Source organism: Citrobacter freundii complex sp. 2025EL-00176 (assembly GCF_053309355.1).
On sequence record NZ_JBRYHT010000001.1, the window covers coordinates 1,283,354 to 1,301,603 of the forward strand.

General features: G+C 52.6%; 19 protein-coding genes. 9 read left to right on the top strand and 10 right to left on the bottom strand.

Features of this window, described 5'->3' with window-relative positions; genetic code table 11:
• The first annotated feature begins 43 nt into the window (after positions 1-43).
• The 5 genes from yebS to ACVXHP_RS06315 all read left to right on the top strand — a co-directional run bounded on the left by yebS (position 44) and on the right by ACVXHP_RS06315 (position 6,064).
• Entirely contained in the window at positions 44-1,327 is a 1,284-nt protein-coding gene (gene yebS, locus ACVXHP_RS06295; protein WP_200006151.1) for a membrane integrity lipid transport subunit YebS, read from the top strand.
• Positions 1,296-3,929 carry a PqiB family protein gene (locus tag ACVXHP_RS06300; RefSeq protein ID WP_200006150.1) on the top strand — a complete coding sequence of 878 codons (2,634 nt, stop codon included), beginning with the start codon at positions 1,296-1,298 and terminating at the stop codon, positions 3,927-3,929. The genes yebS and ACVXHP_RS06300 overlap by 32 nt, the downstream gene beginning before the upstream one ends.
• A gap of 82 nt (positions 3,930-4,011) precedes the next feature.
• Complete coding sequence (gene rsmF / locus ACVXHP_RS06305) at positions 4,012-5,433, top strand: 16S rRNA (cytosine(1407)-C(5))-methyltransferase RsmF (RefSeq protein WP_447571072.1); 1,422 nt, start codon at positions 4,012-4,014, stop codon at positions 5,431-5,433.
• A gap of 100 nt (positions 5,434-5,533) precedes the next feature.
• Complete coding sequence (locus ACVXHP_RS06310) at positions 5,534-5,770, top strand: YebV family protein (RefSeq protein ID WP_029139506.1); 237 nt, start codon at positions 5,534-5,536, stop codon at positions 5,768-5,770.
• 102 nt (positions 5,771-5,872) lie between these two features.
• Entirely contained in the window at positions 5,873-6,064 is a 192-nt protein-coding gene (locus ACVXHP_RS06315) for a YdfD/YebW family protein (protein ID WP_032939629.1), read from the top strand.
• Here ACVXHP_RS06315 and pphA read toward each other — a convergent pair whose 3' ends face one another.
• The 4 genes from pphA to yobA all read right to left on the bottom strand — a co-directional run bounded on the left by pphA (position 6,065) and on the right by yobA (position 8,728).
• Complete coding sequence (gene pphA, locus ACVXHP_RS06320; protein ID WP_447571073.1) at positions 6,065-6,706, bottom strand: protein-serine/threonine phosphatase; 642 nt, start codon at positions 6,704-6,706, stop codon at positions 6,065-6,067.
• Between the two features lie 412 nt (positions 6,707-7,118).
• Positions 7,119-7,457: a YebY family protein gene (locus tag ACVXHP_RS06325; protein ID WP_447571074.1), complete on the bottom strand. Its 339-nt coding sequence runs from the start codon at positions 7,455-7,457 to the stop codon at positions 7,119-7,121.
• Positions 7,458-7,477: 20 nt separating this feature from the next.
• The gene (gene copD / locus ACVXHP_RS06330; protein WP_447571075.1) at positions 7,478-8,350 is read right to left on the bottom strand and encodes a copper homeostasis membrane protein CopD; all 873 of its coding nucleotides are present in this window, start codon (positions 8,348-8,350) and stop codon (positions 7,478-7,480) included.
• 3 nt (positions 8,351-8,353) lie between these two features.
• On the bottom strand, positions 8,354-8,728 hold the full coding sequence (gene yobA, locus ACVXHP_RS06335; RefSeq protein ID WP_200006110.1) for a CopC domain-containing protein YobA: 375 nt from the start codon (positions 8,726-8,728) through the stop codon (positions 8,354-8,356).
• Positions 8,729-8,871: 143 nt separating this feature from the next.
• Here yobA and ACVXHP_RS06340 point away from each other — a divergent pair, with 143 nt between their 5' ends.
• The 3 genes from ACVXHP_RS06340 (at position 8,872) to exoX (ending at position 10,550) form a co-directional block, all read left to right on the top strand.
• Entirely contained in the window at positions 8,872-9,102 is a 231-nt protein-coding gene (locus ACVXHP_RS06340; protein ID WP_038641397.1) for a DNA polymerase III subunit theta, read from the top strand.
• A 106-nt stretch (positions 9,103-9,208) separates the two neighbouring features.
• On the top strand, positions 9,209-9,865 hold the full coding sequence (locus ACVXHP_RS06345; protein ID WP_447571076.1) for a carbon-nitrogen hydrolase family protein: 657 nt from the start codon (positions 9,209-9,211) through the stop codon (positions 9,863-9,865).
• 22 nt (positions 9,866-9,887) lie between these two features.
• Complete coding sequence (gene exoX / locus ACVXHP_RS06350) at positions 9,888-10,550, top strand: exodeoxyribonuclease X (protein ID WP_042307829.1); 663 nt, start codon at positions 9,888-9,890, stop codon at positions 10,548-10,550.
• Here the strand turns inward: exoX and ptrB are convergent.
• From ptrB to yebG, 4 genes are all read right to left on the bottom strand, one after another.
• The gene (gene ptrB, locus ACVXHP_RS06355) at positions 10,532-12,607 is read right to left on the bottom strand and encodes an oligopeptidase B (RefSeq protein WP_447571077.1); all 2,076 of its coding nucleotides are present in this window, start codon (positions 12,605-12,607) and stop codon (positions 10,532-10,534) included. The two genes, exoX and ptrB, sit on opposite strands and share 19 nt — an antisense overlap.
• A gap of 86 nt (positions 12,608-12,693) precedes the next feature.
• Positions 12,694-13,353, bottom strand: coding sequence for a tellurite resistance TerB family protein (locus ACVXHP_RS06360; protein ID WP_200006107.1), 660 nt, complete (start codon positions 13,351-13,353; stop codon positions 12,694-12,696).
• A gap of 94 nt (positions 13,354-13,447) precedes the next feature.
• Positions 13,448-13,801: a protein YebF gene (yebF, locus tag ACVXHP_RS06365; RefSeq protein WP_304699955.1), complete on the bottom strand. Its 354-nt coding sequence runs from the start codon at positions 13,799-13,801 to the stop codon at positions 13,448-13,450.
• A 121-nt stretch (positions 13,802-13,922) separates the two neighbouring features.
• Positions 13,923-14,213, bottom strand: coding sequence for a DNA damage-inducible protein YebG (gene yebG, locus ACVXHP_RS06370; RefSeq protein ID WP_003833810.1), 291 nt, complete (start codon positions 14,211-14,213; stop codon positions 13,923-13,925).
• A 132-nt stretch (positions 14,214-14,345) separates the two neighbouring features.
• Here yebG and purT point away from each other — a divergent pair, with 132 nt between their 5' ends.
• Entirely contained in the window at positions 14,346-15,524 is a 1,179-nt protein-coding gene (purT, locus tag ACVXHP_RS06375) for a formate-dependent phosphoribosylglycinamide formyltransferase (RefSeq protein WP_447571078.1), read from the top strand.
• Positions 15,525-15,627: 103 nt separating this feature from the next.
• Here purT and kdgA read toward each other — a convergent pair whose 3' ends face one another.
• On the bottom strand, positions 15,628-16,269 hold the full coding sequence (gene kdgA, locus ACVXHP_RS06380) for a bifunctional 4-hydroxy-2-oxoglutarate aldolase/2-dehydro-3-deoxy-phosphogluconate aldolase (protein ID WP_003034901.1): 642 nt from the start codon (positions 16,267-16,269) through the stop codon (positions 15,628-15,630).
• Positions 16,270-16,303: 34 nt separating this feature from the next.
• A complete protein-coding gene (edd, locus tag ACVXHP_RS06385) occupies positions 16,304-18,115 on the bottom strand; it encodes a phosphogluconate dehydratase (protein ID WP_447571079.1) in 1,812 nt (603 codons plus the stop codon).
• Positions 18,116-18,250 lie beyond the last annotated feature (135 nt).

The window sequence follows — 18,250 nt, forward strand, 5'->3', positions numbered from 1 at the left end:
ATGAGTTAAGATAACATTACTTCAACATTTTGATACGCGGTACATGGCCCTTACGACATCACGCATCACGCCCACTAAAAAAATCGCCATCAGATCTATCGGTGAGGCACTCCCGCGTGCACATTATCATCGTTGTCCTGAATGCGACCTGATATTTAGCTTGCCTAAAATGCGCTCGCACCAAAGTGCATTCTGTCCACGCTGTCAGGCAAAAATCCGTGACGGGCGCGACTGGTCCTTAACGCGGCTGGCGGCAATGGCTGTCACCATGTTGCTGCTGATGCCCTTCGCCTGGGGAGAGCCGCTATTACACATTTTTTTGCTCGGTGTACGCATTGACGCCAATGTCATGCAGGGTATCTGGCAAATGACCCGCCAGGGTGACCCACTCACCGCATCCTTCGTGCTATTTTGCGTTGCGGGCGCGCCGATTATTCTCGTTACCTCAATCGCTTATCTGTGGTTTGGCAATATTCTTGGGATGAACCTACGCCCGGTCCTATTGATGCTGGAAAGGCTCAAAGAGTGGGTGATGCTCGATATCTATCTAGTGGGTATCGGCGTCGCGTCGATTAAAGTTCAGGACTATGCTTATTTGCAACCTGGGGTGGGACTGTTTGCTTTTATTGCGCTGGTGATCCTCAGTATTTTGACGTTATCACACCTCAACGTAGAACAGCTTTGGGACCGTTTTTACCCGCAAAGGCCTGCTCGTCGGCCCGATGAAAAGCTTCGCGTTTGCCTTGGTTGCCACTTTACAGGCTATCCGGACGCCCGCGGTCGCTGCCCTCGTTGCCACATACCGTTGCGCTGGCGCAGAAATCAAAGTATTCAAAAATGTTGGGCTGCTCTGCTGGCCTCGATTGTCCTGCTGCTGCCTGCAAACCTCCTGCCTATCTCGATTATTTATGTCAATGGCTCCCGTCAGGAAGACACGATCATGTCAGGCATACTGTCACTGGCGAACAGTAATGTCGGCGTGGCGGCGATCGTGTTTATCGCCAGTATTCTGGTGCCATTCACCAAAGTGATTGTGATGTTTACGTTACTCATCAGCATTCATTTCAACTGTGAGCAAGGATTGCGTACCCGTATCAAACTGCTGCGTATGGTGACCTGGATTGGTCGCTGGTCAATGCTGGATCTTTTTGTTATCGCTTTAACCATGTCGCTGATTAATCGCGATCAGATACTTGCTTTTACTATGGGACCGGCTGCGTTTTATTTCGGCGCAGCGGTAATATTGACTATTCTTGCTGTGGAATGGCTGGACAGCCGCTTACTTTGGGATGCACATGAGTCAGGAAACGCCCGCTTCGCAGACTGAAGCGCAGATTAAAACAAAACGTCGTATCTCCCCGTTCTGGCTGCTGCCCTTCATCGCATTGATGATTGCAGGATGGCTTATTTGGGGAAGCTATGAAGATCGCGGTAATACCGTAACCATTGACTTTATGTCGGCGGACGGCATTGTGCCGGGCCGTACCCCCGTTCGCTATCAGGGCGTCGAAGTGGGCACGGTGCAGGATATCAACCTCAGCAAAGACCTGCGCAAAATTGAAGTCCGCGTTAGCATCAAATCAAATATGAAAGATGCACTGCGCAAAGATACCCAGTTCTGGCTGGTCACGCCGAAAGCATCGCTGGCAGGGGTTTCTGGCCTCGACGCGTTAGTTGGCGGCAACTATATCGGCATGATGCCCGGAACCGGCGAGCCAGAGGATCATTTCGTCGCGCTCGATACGCAGCCCAAATACCGCCTGAATAACGGCGATTTGATGCTGCACCTGCGGGCCCCCGACCTCGGATCGCTTAATAGCGGCTCGCTGGTTTATTTCCGCAAAATCCCGGTAGGTCGGGTCTATGACTACACCATTAATCCAAATAATCAGGGCGTAACCATCGACGTGTTGATTGAACGTCGCTTCACCAATCTGGTGAAAAAAGGCAGTCGTTTCTGGAACGTATCAGGGGTCGATGCGGATGTCAGTCTCAGCGGCGCAAAAGTGAAACTAGAGAGTCTGGCTGCGTTGGTTAATGGTGCTATTGCTTTTGATTCACCGGAAGATTCGCAACCTGCCGTTGCCGACGACACGTTTGGTTTGTATCAGGATCTCGCGCACAGCCAGCGCGGCGTGATCGTTAAGCTCGATTTACCCAGCGGCGACGGACTTAAAGCTGGCTCAACCTCGCTGATGTATCAAGGATTGGAAGTCGGTCAACTGACCAAACTGGATTTAAATCCGGGCGGGAAAGTCACCGGCGAAATGACCGTCGATCCCAGCGTCGTGACGCTATTACGTGACAACACGCGTATTGAATTACACAGTCCTAAATTATCGTTAAGCGATACGAATCTCAGTTCGCTGCTGACGGGTAAAACATTCGAACTGATACCAGGCGAGGGCGAGCCACGTAACCAGTTTGCGGTGATTCCTGCAGAGCAATCCTTGTTGCACGATCCGGGCGTCATGACGCTGACGCTGACCGCGCCGGAAAGCTACGGAATTGATGCTGGCCAACCGCTGATTCTCCACGGCGTTCAGGTCGGTCAGGTGATTGATCGCACGCTCTCCAGCAAAGGCGTTTCGTTTACCGTCGCCATCGAACCGCAGCATCGCGCGCTGGTGCAAGGCGACAGTAAGTTTGTGGTCAACAGTCGGGTCGATGTCAAAGTTGGGCTTGATGGCGTGGAGTTTCTTGGCGCCAGCGCCAGTGAGTGGATCAGCGGCGGCATTCGTATTTTGCCCGGTACGAAGGGTGAAATGAAAAAAAGCTACCCGCTGTATGCCAACCTGGAAAAAGCGATTGAGAACAGCCTGAGCGATCTGCCAACCACAACAGTCAGCCTGAGTGCCGAGACGTTACCGGATGTGCAGGCCGGTTCGGTGGTCTTATATCGTAAATTCGAAGTCGGTGAAGTGATTAGCGTTCGTCCACGCGCCGATGCGTTTGATATCGATCTGCATATCAAACCGGAATATCGCAACCTGCTGACCAGCAACAGCGTGTTCTGGGCCGAAGGCGGCGCCAAGGTTCAGCTTAACGGCAGCGGTTTAACCGTTCAGGCTTCTCCCCTGTCGCGAGCGCTTAAAGGCGCAATTAGCTTCGATAACCTGAGCGGTGCCAGCGCCAGCCAACGCAAAGGCGACAAGCGTATTCTGTATGCATCAGAAACCGCTGCGCGTGCGGTGGGCGGCCAGATTACCCTGCACGCCTTTGATGCCGGTAAACTGGCAGCCGGTATGCCGATTCGCTACCTGGGAATCGATATTGGCCAGATCCAGACACTTGAACTGATCACTGCCCGTAACGAAGTTCAGGCCAAAGCGGTGCTGTATCCGGAGTACGTACAGACCTTTGCGCGTAGCGGCACACGCTTCTCCGTGATTACCCCGCAAATCTCAGCTGCGGGCGTGGAGCATCTGGATACCATCTTACAGCCGTATATCAACGTTGAACCTGGACGCGGTAACCCGCGCCGCGATTTTGAGCTACAGGAAGCCACTATCACCGACTCTCGTTACCTCGATGGGCTGAGTATTGTGGTGGAAGCGCCGGAAGCGGGTTCATTGAATATCGGTACGCCAGTTCTGTTCAGAGGCATTGAAGTGGGCACCGTCACCGGTTTGACGCTCGGCTCCCTTTCCGATCGCGTGATGATCGCTATGCGCATCAGCCAGCGCTATCAGCATCTGGTGCGTAACAACTCTGTATTCTGGCTGGCCTCCGGCTACAGTCTCGACTTCGGCCTGACCGGCGGCGTCGTGAAGACCGGTACCTTTAATCAATTCATTCGCGGCGGTATCGCCTTCGCAACCCCGCCGGGTACGCCACTGGCTCCGAAAGCACAGGCTGGTAAACACTTCCTGTTGCAGGAAAGCGAACCGAAAGAATGGCGTGAATGGGGAACCGCCCTGCCTCGTTAATGCATCCACTGCTCCGGCGCGAGTACGTACGCCGGAGCAGTTATGCTACACTGCGCACCTGTTTTTTTGCCGGTGGTACCAAGTGGCTTATTTTCCCGACGCCTTTCTGACACAAATGCGTGAAGCAATGCCTTCCACGCTTTCATTCGATGATTTTCTCGCTGCCTGCCAGCGTCCGCTGCGCCGCAGTATCCGCGTCAATACGCTGAAGATCTCTGTTGCCGATTTCCTCACTCTGACAGCCCCCTACAACTGGTCGCTCACCCCTGTTCCGTGGTGCGCTGAAGGCTTCTGGATTGAACGCGATGATGAAGCATCACTGCCGCTCGGCAGCACCGCAGAACATTTAAGCGGCCTGTTTTATATTCAGGAAGCCAGCTCAATGCTGCCAGTCGCCGCGCTGTTTGCCGATGGCAATGCCCCGCAACGTGTAATGGATGTCGCGGCCGCTCCCGGCTCCAAAACCACGCAAATTGCCGCCAAAATGAATAATCAGGGCGCGATTCTGGCGAATGAGTTTTCCGCCAGTCGTGTCAAAGTTCTGCATGCCAATATCAGCCGTTGCGGTATCAACAATGTCGCCCTGACCCATTTTGACGGGCGGGTATTCGGCGCGGCATTACCAGAAGCATTCGATGCCATATTGCTGGATGCCCCATGTTCCGGCGAAGGCGTGGTACGTAAAGATCCCGATGCGCTGAAAAACTGGTCCATAGAAAGTAATCTGGAAATTGCCGCTACCCAGCGTGAGCTGCTCGACAGCGCATTCCACGCTCTGCGTCCCGGCGGCACATTGGTGTATTCAACCTGTACGCTGAACCGTGACGAAAACGAAGCCATCATGCAGTGGTTGATTGAAACCTATCCGGATGCCGTCGAATTTTTACCGCTGGGCGATTTATTCCCGGAGGCCGAACGCGCCCTGACGCCGGAAGGATTCCTGCATGTGTTCCCGCAGATCTACGATTGTGAAGGTTTCTTCGTCGCGCGTTTGCGCAAAACGGCCGCCATTCCAGCGCTGCCCGCGCCGAAATATAAAGTGGGTAACTTCCCGTTCAGCCCGCTGAAAGGACGTGAATCCGCGCTTGTCGCCCAGGCCGCTAACGCCTGCGGATTACAATGGGCAGACTATTTGCGCCTGTGGCAGCGAGATAAAGAGATCTGGTTGTTTCCGACAGAGATTGAACCCCTGATTGGCAAAGTTCGTTTTTCCCGCCTCGGGATTAAACTGGCTGAGACGCATAACAAAGGGTATCGTTGGCAGCATGAAGCCGTCATCGCCCTCGCCGATCCGAGCCACAGCCAGGCGTTCGAACTGAGCCTTGCCGAAGCGGAAGAGTGGTATCGCGGCAGAGATGTTTACCCACAAACTGCTCCTGCAACTGACGACGTGTTGGTTACGTTCCAGCATCAACCGATCGGTCTGGCGAAACGTATTGGATCGCGATTGAAGAATAGCTACCCACGCGATCTTGTCCGGGATGGCAAACTCTTTACAGGATAACGCACGTTTTGACTGGCGCTTTTGCTAACGTTGACTACGCTGAAAAATGGATGACCTAACTGGTCGTACCACAATCAGCAGATAAACGGAGAGCACGATGATGAAAACCAGTGTGCGCATTGGCGCTTTTGAAATCGACGACGCCGAGTTGCATGGCGAATCGCCGGGGGACCGAACGTTAACCATTCCATGTAAGTCCGATCCGGATTTATGTATGCAACTGGATGCCTGGGATGCCGACACCAGCGTCCCGGCCCTTCTGAATGGAGAACACTCTGTTCTGTTTCGCGAGCACTACGATCGTAAGTCAGATGCCTGGATCATGCGCCTTGCCTGATTCAAAAAGAACCCGTCGCCAGACGGGTTATTTCCTGGTTAATTTCCCTCATCTATCAACATCTTCTACACTACAGGTATGGCTTTACCCATTGAGGATGGAATGTTCACGCTGGTACTTTTTGTATGCTACCTTGACGGCGGTTGTGAAGATATTGTGGTTGATGTCTACAAAACTGAGCAGCAATGCCTTGTATCGATGGACGATCAGCGCATTCGTAACGGCGGATGTTTGCCTGCGGACGATTACATCGACAGCTTCTGGCGTCCGGCCCAGGAATACAGCGATTTCTGATTATTGCAATTGCACCAGCGTTAATTCGCCGCCAAATACCGCACCGGTATCAATATAGTGCAGATTGTCGCGATCCAACCGATGCCGCAGCGGCGTATGACCAAACCAAAAGTGATCCGCGCCGCGTATACCGTTCCCTTTGTTCATCAACCGCGCACGATCCCACAGCACCCGCTGTAAATCGATCTCTTTTTGCCACTGGTAATCATCATCCGGGTAATCTGCATGGGCAACAACGTGTATGCCACTCCGACAGCGTAGTTCCAGAACCCAGGGTAATTTTCGGCACACTTCCAGTGCTAATCTCGCCGCTGGCTGATCCGCGTGAGCAAACCACGCACCGCCGTTCATAAACCATGACAGTTGCTCCCCCGTCGCCAGGGCATCCAACGCCATCTGCTCATGATTGCCCCTGACTGCCACAATCCAGCTTTTACGCATCAGGCGCAGACAACGCAGACTGTCAGGCCCACGGTCAATAACATCGCCCACTGAAACCAGCAGATCTTGCCGGGGATCAAAGTGGCACTGGCGCAATCTCGCCATTAATAAAGAGAAGCAACCGTGGAGATCCCCAACGACCCAGACGTGACGCCAGTGTGAACCTTCGATTCGTTGGTAGATATTGTCAGGCTGTGCCATGCAACCTCCTGAGCACATTGGGACCTGGTTATAATTTTAGCAATGGCTGCAAAAAATCCTGGACGATCAAGGGGCGGAGTATGGTATGGTTTACGCAGAATGCAGCATGTGATACGCAGTGTTTTGCCCTGGATGGCATGGCATTCACCACATAAAAAGAGACCGAATACGATTCCTGTATTCGGTCCAGGGAAATGGCTCTTGGGAGAGAGCCGTGCGCTAAAAGTTGGCATTAATGCAGGCTAAGTTACCCTGCCATTTAAGAATAGATGACAGCGCCAGGTTTTCCAGTCCGCGGCTAAAGTGGCCGGAAAAAAAGGCAGTTTGCCACACGACCAAATGCAAAAACCGCAAGTTCTCTGGTGAGACCCTGCGGTTTTTTTATTGGAAATCAGAACGCTACATCTGACAATTAACAGAGCTTTTCTGCACGCTCTACAAACGGTGCCAGGCTCATTTTTTCGCCAGGTTTCGTCGGGTCATCAATCTGGATAATCTCAATCGGCTGCGCCGTGGTTTTACCGCTCTCAACCTGTTTTCTGGCAACATCATTCAACGGATATTGCACCAGCGTGCTGGGATTGATGACATACAGCGCGTTACCTGCACGGCAGGTCAGCATCACCTCTTCCCGATTAAACGCCCACTTATCTTTGCCAACCTCAAAACGGCTGACGGTGATGACCTGTGGCGCTGCCAGCGCGGCCCCTGAACTTGCTAATAGTAGTAAAGAGAGAATGATTTTTTTCATGCGTTTTGCCAGTCCATCAATCAAAAAGGTTCGAGGGTTGCAAACAGGCTGACAATCGCCAGCACAACGGCCCCTATTCCCCATTCCAGTTTTGTCATCCAAATGAAATAGAGCGTCATACAGCCATTATCCTGCTGCATGCGTGGTACCAGAACATACCGATTCACCAGGGCAATCGCCACCATTAGCATGACAAGGGCACCTTTTAACAAAAGGAGTTGTCCATAAGCCATGTGCCAGGAGCCGGAAACACCGACAATAAACAGGGCATTCACAATCCCGGTAAGTAAAACCCCGGCAACGAAGAGATGCCCATAGCGGGAGAAACGCATCATGGTACCGATCGCTTGTTCCCGCCAGCGGCCTTGCGCCATCCTCATACAGTAAAGTACGGGCAGCAAGCCGCCAAACCAGGCGGCGGCACATATCAGATGTAAGGCATGGTTAACCTGTTGGATAGCCCCAGCGACGCCAGTATGCAGCGTTGCATGTCCAACGCCAGCCAGCAAAATAAACTGAGCAATCGTCAGCATTAACAGCAGTCGCGACATGCTGCGCGGCACAACGAGGGTCACTACCAGCGTGACCATCGCGAGGATAATCTGCCATAACCAGACGCCGCCAAACTGGGTCTGCAGAACGGCGCCCCAAACGTCTGTCGAGACGACATCCCGCCAGCCTGAGCCCATTAAGCCCCCCTGGATCGCCAGCATTAGCGTCGCGCTGATAAAACTCCACGTCGCGGCATGGCGTTGCAGACGTAAAAAACGACGCATCATTAAACGGCGAACCGAAACGGGGGCCAGCCATGCGCCGTAAAGCGCACAGCCAAACACCAGCATCAAAGCGGTAAAATGAATAAATCGCAGGGCAACCCAGGTAAATGCCAGCATCGGTTATTTCACGCTAAAGGTATATTGTCCCTTTGTCTTATGGCCATCCACGGAAACAACGTGCCAGTCCACCGTATATTTTCCGGCCTCCAGGGTTTGAGCGAGCGGAATAATCAGTTGCGTTTTGTCTTGTTCGCTGCGGGTCGCCTTGCCCGTCTTGATTGATTCTTTTTGTGGACCTGTCAACGTTGCACCACTGAAAGCGGGTTCGACGCCTTCAGAAAAATTCAGCGTCAGCGCCTGGGGGGAAGCGGTGACTTCCGCATTCGCCGCCGGACTTTGTTTTGTCAGGTGAGCATGCGCCAATGCAGCGGGTGTTGCGAGGAGGCTGGCGAGTACGATGATAACATTACGCAGCGAAGATGCAGATGAAGCCATTTCAACTATTCCTTTTTGTTATGTCTAATCTGTAGAGAATAACCTTCTACAATGATCGAGTCGAGAATCATCAATTCTGTCTTGCCATTAATGCGCACTCTTAGTAACTTTGCGCGCCGAAAGACAGAGAAAAGGAGCAGCCCATGAACATCAATCTGGCCAAACTTGAGCAAGCTGAAATGGATAAGGTCAATGTCGACCTGGCCGCGGCGGGTGTCGCATTTAAAGAACGCTACAACATGCCGATCGTTGCCGAAGTGGTTGAGCGTGAACAGCCCGAGCATTTACGCGACTGGTTTCGTGAAAGGCTCATCGCGCATCGCCTGGCATCCGTCTCCCTTTCACGTTTACCGTACGAGCCGAAAGTTAAATAAAACTTATATTACGTTACGATTCCTTACATGATGCCTGCTACAGTATAAGTATATTCTTAATCTATACTTTAAGGATGGTTGTAGACACTATGAAAAGGAAATCATTATGTCACACTGGAAAATCGCAGCAGCACAGTACGAACCCCTTCACACATCAGTGACCGAACACGTTGCACATCACCTGCAATTCATTCAGGCAGCCGCACAATGCCAATGTGAATTGCTGGTCTTCCCCGCCCTCTCCTTATTGGGCTGCGTTGATGAGAATAACGCGCTTCCTGCGCCACCCGATGAAACATTACTGGAACCTCTGGCGCATGCCGCAGCGACTTACCGCATGACAATTATTGCGGGATTGCCGGTAGAGCATAACAATCGCTTTGTGAAAGGCATTGCGCTTTTCTCTCCCTGGATGACATCACCATTAACGTTTCATCAAAGCCACGGGGCCTGTATTGCCAGACAGCGCAACGCCATCAGCGTTGTGGATAGTCAGCCGGAAGGTATTGATATCGATCCTGCTTTTTCGTTATTCACCAGTAGCCAGTCCATCAGCGAGCCAGAACTCCTCTCCTCCACATCTCAGCTACAAAGTTTCTCGCATAAATTTGCCATCGCGGTATTAATGGCCAATGCACGCGGGAGTAGTGCGTTATGGGACGAGCGAGGTCGATTGATTGTTCGCGCCGACAGCGGTTCTTTGCTCTTAACCGGTCAACGCACGCCACGGGGTTGGCAAGGTGATATCATTCCATTACGCTAGTCGTTTTGGTCGGGAGCATGGCATGTTGCGCATAATAGATACAGAAACCTGTGGTCTGCAGGGAGGCATTGTTGAGATTGCTTCTGTCGATGTGGTTGATGGAAAGATAGTTAATCCAATGAGCCACCTGGTGCGCCCTGACCGCCCCATTAGCCCCCAGGCGATGGCTATTCATCGCATTACTGAAGCGATGGTAGCCGATAAGCCATGGATTGAAGATATCATTCCACACTATTACGGTAGTGAGTGGTACGTGGCGCACAACGCAAGCTTCGACCGCCGCGTCTTGCCAGAGATGCCCGGAGAGTGGATCTGCACCATGAAGCTCTCCCGTCGTTTGTGGCCGGGAATCAAATACAGCAATATGGCGCTGTATAAATCGCGTAAGCTGAGCGTTCAGACGCCTGCAGGCCTGCATCATCACCGTGCTCTGTACGACTGCTACATCACAGCGGCTTTGCTGATCGACATCATGCAGACTTCAGGCTGGACCGCAGAGCAGATGGTCGACATTACCGGTCGCCCTGCGTTACTCACGACCTTCACATTTGGTAAGTACCGTGGAAAACCGGTATCAGAGGTGGCTGAACGCGATCCGGGCTATCTGCGTTGGTTATTTAATAACCTCGACAGTATGAGCCCGGAACTGCGATTAACGCTGAAGCACTATCTGGATAACGCCTGATCTGAAGACTGCCCAGGCAGCGTTCCCTGTGCCAGCCCAATCAAAAACGCGTATTCAAGGGCCACGCCTTCGTAAGATTTAAAACGCCCGGATTTACCGCCATGCCCGGAATCCATATCCGTGCACAGTAACAGCAACCGATCGTCCGTTTTTAGCTCACGCAATTTCGCCACCCACTTTGCCGGTTCCCAGTATTGCACCTGGGAGTCGTGTAATCCCGTCGTAACCAGCAGATGCGGATAAGCCTGTGCTGTCACATTGTCATACGGGCTGTAGCTTTTCATGTAGGTGTAATACTCTTCGTCCTGCGGATTACCCCACTCTTCAAACTCCCCGGTCGTCAGGGGAATTGACTCATCCAGCATCGTGGTCACCACATCGACAAACGGCACCTGGGCGATCACGCCGTGAAACAAGTCCGGGCGTTCATTAATGGCGACGCCCATTAACATTCCTCCGGCACTGCCCCCCATGCCGTAGCATAACGATGGCGCACCATAACCCATTTTTAGCAACGCATCGCAAACGTCGAGGTAATCATTGAAGGTATTTTTCTTGTGCAGAAACTTACCGTCTTCGTACCATTGTTGACCCAACTCGCCGCCGCCACGCACATGGGCAATGGCATAAACAAAGCCGCGATCCAATAAGCTTAAACGGCTGCTACTGAAATCGGCATCCATGCTGGCGCCATACGAGCCATAGCCGTAAACCAGTAGTGGATTTTTCCCTTTCAGGAAATACTTTTGATGATAAACCAGTGAGACCGGAACCTCGGTACCATCGCGCGCGGTGATCCAGACATGTTCGCTGCGGTAATTCGCCGCATCAAATCCGGGGACCTCCGTCTGCTTAAGCACGCGACGTTCCCCGGTGTCCATATCCAGTTCAAACAACGTGTCTGGCGTGGTCATGGAGGAATAACCATAGCGCAGGCGCGATGTCTCCGGTTCCGGGTTATAGGCAAGCCAGGTCACATACGCCGGATCGTCAAAGGCGATACCAATGACTTCGCGCGTTTTGCGATTGATCTGTCGCAGACTGGTTAAACCCTGCTGGCGTTCTTCCACCACCAGCCAATCGGTAAACAGGGTAAACCCCTCCAGCATGACGTTTTCGCGCGGCGGGATCAGCACCTCCCACGCCTGTTCATTGCGTACGCGCGTGCGGTACAAACCAAAGTTTTTACCTTCACGATTAGAGCGCAGATAAAACTTGTGCTGATAGTGATCGAGGCTGTACTCGTGGTCTTTACGCCGCGCTAAAAAAAGCAACGGTTCGGCGTCGGCCAGTTCTGCATCCAGCAGCAAAACCTCACTGGTCGTCGCGCTGGCAATATGGATCACAACATAATGTAATGAGGTGGTTTTATGCAGACTGACATAAAACATGTCATCAGCTTCTTCATACACCAATTCATCCAGTGACGAGGGAGAGCCGACGGTATGTCGCCAGACCTGGTACGGCAGTAACGTCGTGGCGTGTTTGCGAACATAATAAAAGGTTTGTGAATCATTCGCCCAGACCAGATCCGCTTCAACGTTATCCAGTACTTCCGGATACCAGTTGCCGCTTTCCAGATTGCGAAAGCGCACGCCATATTGCCGACGAGAGAGGTAATCTTCGGCCAGCGCCATAATACTGTTATCGGGGGATATCGCCAGCCCTCCCAGCGTATAAAATTCACTGTGGGCTGCGCGCTGGTTGCCGTCCAGCAAAGTATTCCATTCATCCCACTCTTCGCTGAGAACCGACTGGCGCTGATAAATGGCATATTCGCATCCCGGTTCATAAATATGCCGGTAACGATAACCATTTTTCACATAGGGAGCGGACGCATCCTGTGGGGGAATACGGTCGATAATTTCTTTCAGGACACGATCCTGCAAAGCCTGCTGCGAAGCCATAACCTGATGGCCATACGCATTTTCCTGTTGCAGGTAATCAAGTACGTCCGGCTGCGAGCGGGTGTCGTCTCGCAGCCAGTAATAATTATCAACACGTGTATCGCCATGCTGCGTCATGGCGTGGGGAATACGAGAAGCTTTTGGTAGCATGTCATTGTTCTTTTGCTTAAACATCCTATAAGGGTGGCAAAAGACAGCGATGATGCAAGCGAAACATGCTTCTTAGCGATAAGTAATTAACCCGGTAACGCCTGTTTTTGTGCCTTCAGATCCTGTTCAATGCCGTCACGAACATCCTGTGGGATCTTCAACGCGTCACCCAGCGCATTCAGATAGCTGCGCTCCATAAAATGGTCGATATCAATTGCCGCGCAGCTCAGGAAGTATATTTCCAGCGCCTCTTCTTCGTTGCGGATCCCTTGCGCCAGTCGCTGAGGATCCAGCGGTTGTTCAATAGCCCGCTCAATCAGAACGCGGCCTTGCTCTTCAACACCCGCTTCACGAAGCTGCTGCTCAATGGCGGTACGCTCTTTGGCATCAATATGCCCATCACTTTTCGCCGCAAAAACCAGCGCCAGGATCAGGCGTTCAGTTCGCTCATCCAGCGGCGTGCTTTGTGCGCCAAACTGCGGCTCACCCTGATGCGCAGCGCGAACTTTATCTTTGTATTTGTTCCATAACACGGTTCCGGCAACTGCACCACCGCCCATCAACAGTGCGCTGGTACCGTATTTACTCAGTAACTTACGTGAGGATTTGTTGGCAACCAGTAATCCCGCCAGACCGCCTAACGCGCCAGGGACCAGAAGTTTACTCAGCCCTTGCTCGCCAGAAGATGATGCGGAGGATCCTTTTTGCCCAAGAAGAGATTGTAGTTGGTTCAGCCAGTTAGCCATTTTGCCCCTCAAGTACAGACGAATAATTGTCAAAGCGTACCCGAGGGGATGTCAGGAAGTGTTCAGGTCATCAAAAGATGTGCAAATACGCTCATTACTGCGGTTGATACTCCGCCGTTCCGGCTTTGCAGTCGACTTTTACCTGATAGTGAATATCCGCGCTTTTCCCACGGACCGTCAGCGGGACCGACCACTTGCCATCTTTGCCCGTAATATCGGGGGTATTAACCCAGGCGACAGGATCGGCTTGCCCAACATGCTTTTGATCGTCAGCCCAGCGCGCGATGCGATTTTGCTGATAGTCACGTTTTACGCTCGCCGCAATACCATCAGCATCCAGCCCTTCGCACTTGGGGAACTGAACATTTTTGCTTTCCATATTTGCCGCAAATACAGATACGCTGGCAGATAACAACAGCAGACTTAACAACGCTCTTTTTTTATACATTTTTTTCTCCTTTATCTCCCCTTCGTCCTTCCAGTTACATGCAGCAACGCGAAAGGACGTCAGGGATTGCACAATGATTCAGGAAAAAGCATGGTACAAAACGTCAGGAGCGCAAGTCGTTTCAGGCTGCCTGGGTATCATCCTCAGCGTGTGCGTCATTTTCAACCGCCTGCGGAGACGGCAGCTTGCCGTTTTTCAGGATGGCGCTCAGTACATCTTTTTGCTCAGCCAGCCACAGGGAAAGCGCTTCACGCTGTTCGTCTTCAAGCGCTACCGGTGATTGCTCCAGCCATGTGTCGAGCAAATCCGCTGTATCAAGCATTTTGTCATACGCATCGGCTTCCTTTTTGCTGGTAAACGACATTTTTTCCTCACCTTCCCGAATGACTACGTATTTAACTTCAACCGCCATTTTTGCAGCCTCTTAAATTACCTGTATTTATGTACAGTATATTCTTTTTAAGCCCTGAAATCAACCTGGCAATAAAGACAGACGCAAACGTTTTCGTATATACTGCGCCCAGATAAAACAGGGGATTAATTTATGACGTTATTAGGCACAGCGCTGCGTCCCGCAGCAACGCGAGTGATGCTATTAGGTTCAGGTGAACTGGGTAAAGAGGTGGCGATCGAATGCCAACGCCTGGGTGTGGAAGTCATTGCCGTGGATCGTTACCCCGACGCGCCAGCCATGCACGTTGCCCATCGTTCATACGTCATCAACATGCTGGATGGCGAAGCATTACGCCAGGTTGTTGAGCGTGAAAAACCACATTATATCGTGCCGGAAATAGAGGCGATTGCCACGGATATGCTGGTAAAACTGGAACAGGAAGGGCAACACGTTGTACCGTGCGCACGAGCGACCCAACTGACCATGAACCGCGAAGGGATCCGTCGCCTCGCCGCAGAGGAACTGTCTTTACCGACCTCTTCTTTCCGCTTTGCAGACAGTGAAACTCGCTTTCGCGAGGCCGTCGCCGAAATTGGTTTTCCTTGCATCGTGAAGCCGGTAATGAGTTCCTCTGGCAAGGGGCAAAGCTTTATTCGTTCAGCCGATCGGCTCACCGAGGCCTGGAACTACGCTCAACAGGGAGGCCGGGCTGGCGCCGGGCGCGTTATCGTCGAAGGCGTAGTAGATTTTGATTTTGAAATTACCCTGCTTACCGTTAGCGCCGTTGATGGCGTGCACTTTTGTGCGCCGGTGGGGCATCGTCAGGAAGATGGCGATTATCGTGAATCCTGGCAGCCTCAGCAGATGAGCGACCTGGCACTGGCGCGCGCGCAGGATATTGCCCGTAAAGTCGTGCTGGCGTTAGGTGGCTACGGTCTGTTTGGCGTAGAGCTGTTTGTCTGCGGTGATGAGGTGATTTTTAGCGAAGTCTCCCCTCGCCCGCACGATACCGGGATGGTGACCTTAATATCGCAGGACCTGTCCGAATTTGCCCTGCACGTACGCGCATTTCTCGGTCTGCCCGTTGGCGCAATCCGTCAGTACGGACCTTCTGCTTCCGCCGTTATTCTGCCGCAACTTACCAGCCAGAATGTGACGTTTGATAACGTACAGTCTGCCGTGGGCGCTGGCCTGCAAGTACGATTCTTTGGTAAGCCGGAGATCGACGGGAGTCGTCGTTTAGGGGTGGTACTGGCTACAGCGCAGACCATTGAAGACGCGGTTGAACGTGCGAAAGACGCCGCCGCACAGGTGAAAGTTACCGGATAAAAACCAGCCCCGTAGGCCGGATAAGGCGTTGATGCCGCATCCGGCAAAGCCCGATGTCGGCGCTGACGCGCCTTATCGGGCCTACGGTATACACATTAACGGCTTACTGCTTTGCGCCTTCTACTGCTTCACGCGCCAGTTTAGTAATGCGATCGTAATCACCAGCTTCCAGCGCATCTGCCGGAACCAGCCAGGAACCACCGATGCACAGCACGCTTTTCAGCGCCAGGTAGTCACGGTAGTTCGCCGGGGAGATACCACCGGTTGGGCAGAAACGCACCTGAGAGAACGGACCCGCAATCGCCTGCAGCGCTTTAGTACCGCCGTTCGCTTCTGCCGGGAAGAATTTGAACTCTTTCAATCCGTAGTCCATACCCAACATCAGTTCAGAAACGGTGCTGATACCAGGGATCAGCGGAATAGTCCCTTCCGTTGCGGCTTTCAACAGCGGCTCGGTCAGACCCGGGCTGATAGCAAACTGCGCACCGGCTTCAGTAACTTCAGCCAGTTGTTGCGGATTCAGTACAGTACCTGCGCCGACGATGGCGTCCGGAACTTCTTTCGCGATCGCGCGAATAGCATCCATCGCACATGCAGTACGTAAGGTCACTTCCAGAACGCGCACGCCACCTGCAACCAGCGCTTTTGCCATCGGCACCGCATGTTCCAGTTTATTAACCACAATAACCGGTACAACCGGGCCAGTGGTCAGGATTGCTTCTGCACTTGTCTTCCAGTTTTTCATCAGAGTTTTCTCTCGCCTGATTACAAAATAAGTCTTAAAAAGTGATACAGGTTGCGCCCTGCTCCGCTCCGGACAGCTTCTCACGCAACGCGCTGAACATTTCACGTCCGGTCCCTATGCGCGATGCGCTGAGGTCTGGAATGTGAGGCTGACGTGAAGCAAGTTCTTCTTCATCAACCAGCAGCGTCAATTCACCTGTCTGTCCATTCACACGAATGATGTCGCCATCACGTACTTTTGCCAGCAGACCGCCATCATAGGCTTCTGGGGTTACATGGATTGCTGAAGGCACTTTACCTGAAGCACCTGAAAGTCGTCCATCGGTAACTAACGCAATTTTGAAACAACGGTCCAATAATACACCAAGTGGCGGCATGAGTTTATGTAATTCTGGCATTCCGTTCGCTTTTGGTCCCTGATGACGCACAACAACCACGCAATCTCGATCCAGCAGACCGGCATCAAACGCCGGTAACACATCATGCTGACTTTCAAAGACAACAGCCGGCGCTTCAATGATCTGATTTTCGACCGGTACCGCCGACGTTTTCATCACTGCCCGCCCGAGGTTACCGCTCAGCACTTTGGTGCCGCCGTGGTGAGAGAAAGGTTGGTCAAAGGAGGCAATCACGTTGCTGTCCAGGGATTTCACCGCCCCTTCGCGCCAGTCCAGTTCACCGTTGTTAAGCCACGGCTCCATGGTGTAACGCGATAAACCGAATCCGGCAACAGTATTCACATCTTCATGCAGCAGGCCCGCGTTCAGCAGCTCACGCATTAGCACCGGTACGCCGCCCGCCGCCTGGAAGTGGTTAATATCCGCCGGACCGTTCGGGTACAAACGCGCCATCAGCGGCACGATATCGGACAGATCGGAGAAGTCATCCCAGTTAATCAGAATCCCGGCCGCACGCGCCATGGCCACCAGATGCATCGTATGGTTAGTTGAGCCCCCGGTCGCCAGCAGCGCCACAATTCCGTTCACCACCACTTTTTCATCGATCATTTTACCGATCGGCATCCATTCATTACCGTTCCCGGTAAGACGCGTAACCTGACGGGCTGCAGCCGCGGTCAACGCTTCACGCAGCGGCGCATCCGGATGGACGAATGAGGAGCCTGGCAATTGCATCCCCATGAACTCCACGACCATCTGGTTCGTATTCGCCGTGCCGTAGAACGTACAGGTACCCGGTGCGTGATAAGACGCCGCCTCGGACTCGAGCAGCGCCATACGATCAACTTTGCCTTCCGCATAGAGTTGACGAATACGCACTTTTTCTTTGTTCGCCAGGCCGCTCGCCATCGGGCCGGAAGGGATAAAAATTGACGGCAGGTGACCGAATGACAGCGCCGCCATCACCAGGCCTGGGACAATTTTATCGCACACGCCGAGGAACAACGCGCCATCGAACATATTATGAGAGAGGCCCACAGCGGCTGACATCGCAATCACTTCACGACTCAGCAGCGAAAGCTCCATCCCATCCTGCCCCTGGGTAACACCGTCACACATGGCCGGCACACCACCTGCAACCTGACCTACCGCATTGGCTTCATGCAACGCTTTGCGAATGATAGCCGGATAATGTTCATATGGCTGATGCGCAGAAAGCATGTCGTTGTAGGAGGTAATGATCGCGATATTGTTACGCAGCATGCTTTTCAGCGATGCTTTGTCGTCCGGTTGACACGCGGCAAAGCCATGCGCCAGATTACCGCATGCCAGTTGCGACCGATGAACGGTGGTCGATTTAGCTTGTTCAATACGGGCGAGGTAGGCGGAACGTGTGTCGCGAGAACGTTCGATGATACGTTGTGTTACGCGTAACAAATTCGGATTCATAGAGGCTCCTAAAATTTATCTGTCAGAGCGGTAGGATTAACAATGCTTATCAGTCGGGTTAAAAGTGCTGAATCGCTTGTTTGCCGTAGCTCAGGGGCAAAATCGTTTCAGGCAGTGTAATAAAAAAAGCCCCGC

Bases quoted from the DNA above. Each gene is read 5' to 3' on its own strand.
- yebS (WP_200006151.1), top strand. From the start codon at position 44: ATGGCCCTTACGACATCACGCATCACGCCCACTAAAAAAATCGCCATC.
- pphA (WP_447571073.1), bottom strand. From the start codon at position 6,706: ATGGCACAGCCTGACAATATCTACCAACGAATCGAAGGTTCACACTGG.
- ACVXHP_RS06310 (WP_029139506.1), top strand. From the start codon at position 5,534: ATGAAAACCAGTGTGCGCATTGGCGCTTTTGAAATCGACGACGCCGAG.
- purT (WP_447571078.1), top strand. From the start codon at position 14,346: ATGACGTTATTAGGCACAGCGCTGCGTCCCGCAGCAACGCGAGTGATG.
- ACVXHP_RS06315 (WP_032939629.1), top strand. From the start codon at position 5,873: ATGTTCACGCTGGTACTTTTTGTATGCTACCTTGACGGCGGTTGTGAA.
- ACVXHP_RS06300 (WP_200006150.1), top strand. From the start codon at position 1,296: ATGAGTCAGGAAACGCCCGCTTCGCAGACTGAAGCGCAGATTAAAACA.
- ACVXHP_RS06360 (WP_200006107.1), bottom strand. From the start codon at position 13,353: ATGGCTAACTGGCTGAACCAACTACAATCTCTTCTTGGGCAAAAAGGA.
- yebF (WP_304699955.1), bottom strand. From the start codon at position 13,801: ATGTATAAAAAAAGAGCGTTGTTAAGTCTGCTGTTGTTATCTGCCAGC.
- edd (WP_447571079.1), bottom strand. From the start codon at position 18,115: ATGAATCCGAATTTGTTACGCGTAACACAACGTATCATCGAACGTTCT.
- ACVXHP_RS06325 (WP_447571074.1), bottom strand. From the start codon at position 7,457: ATGAAAAAAATCATTCTCTCTTTACTACTATTAGCAAGTTCAGGGGCC.
- exoX (WP_042307829.1), top strand. From the start codon at position 9,888: ATGTTGCGCATAATAGATACAGAAACCTGTGGTCTGCAGGGAGGCATT.
- ptrB (WP_447571077.1), bottom strand. From the start codon at position 12,607: ATGCTACCAAAAGCTTCTCGTATTCCCCACGCCATGACGCAGCATGGC.
- copD (WP_447571075.1), bottom strand. From the start codon at position 8,350: ATGCTGGCATTTACCTGGGTTGCCCTGCGATTTATTCATTTTACCGCT.
- ACVXHP_RS06340 (WP_038641397.1), top strand. From the start codon at position 8,872: ATGAACATCAATCTGGCCAAACTTGAGCAAGCTGAAATGGATAAGGTC.
- kdgA (WP_003034901.1), bottom strand. From the start codon at position 16,269: ATGAAAAACTGGAAGACAAGTGCAGAAGCAATCCTGACCACTGGCCCG.
- yebG (WP_003833810.1), bottom strand. From the start codon at position 14,213: ATGGCGGTTGAAGTTAAATACGTAGTCATTCGGGAAGGTGAGGAAAAA.
- yobA (WP_200006110.1), bottom strand. From the start codon at position 8,728: ATGGCTTCATCTGCATCTTCGCTGCGTAATGTTATCATCGTACTCGCC.
- ACVXHP_RS06345 (WP_447571076.1), top strand. From the start codon at position 9,209: ATGTCACACTGGAAAATCGCAGCAGCACAGTACGAACCCCTTCACACA.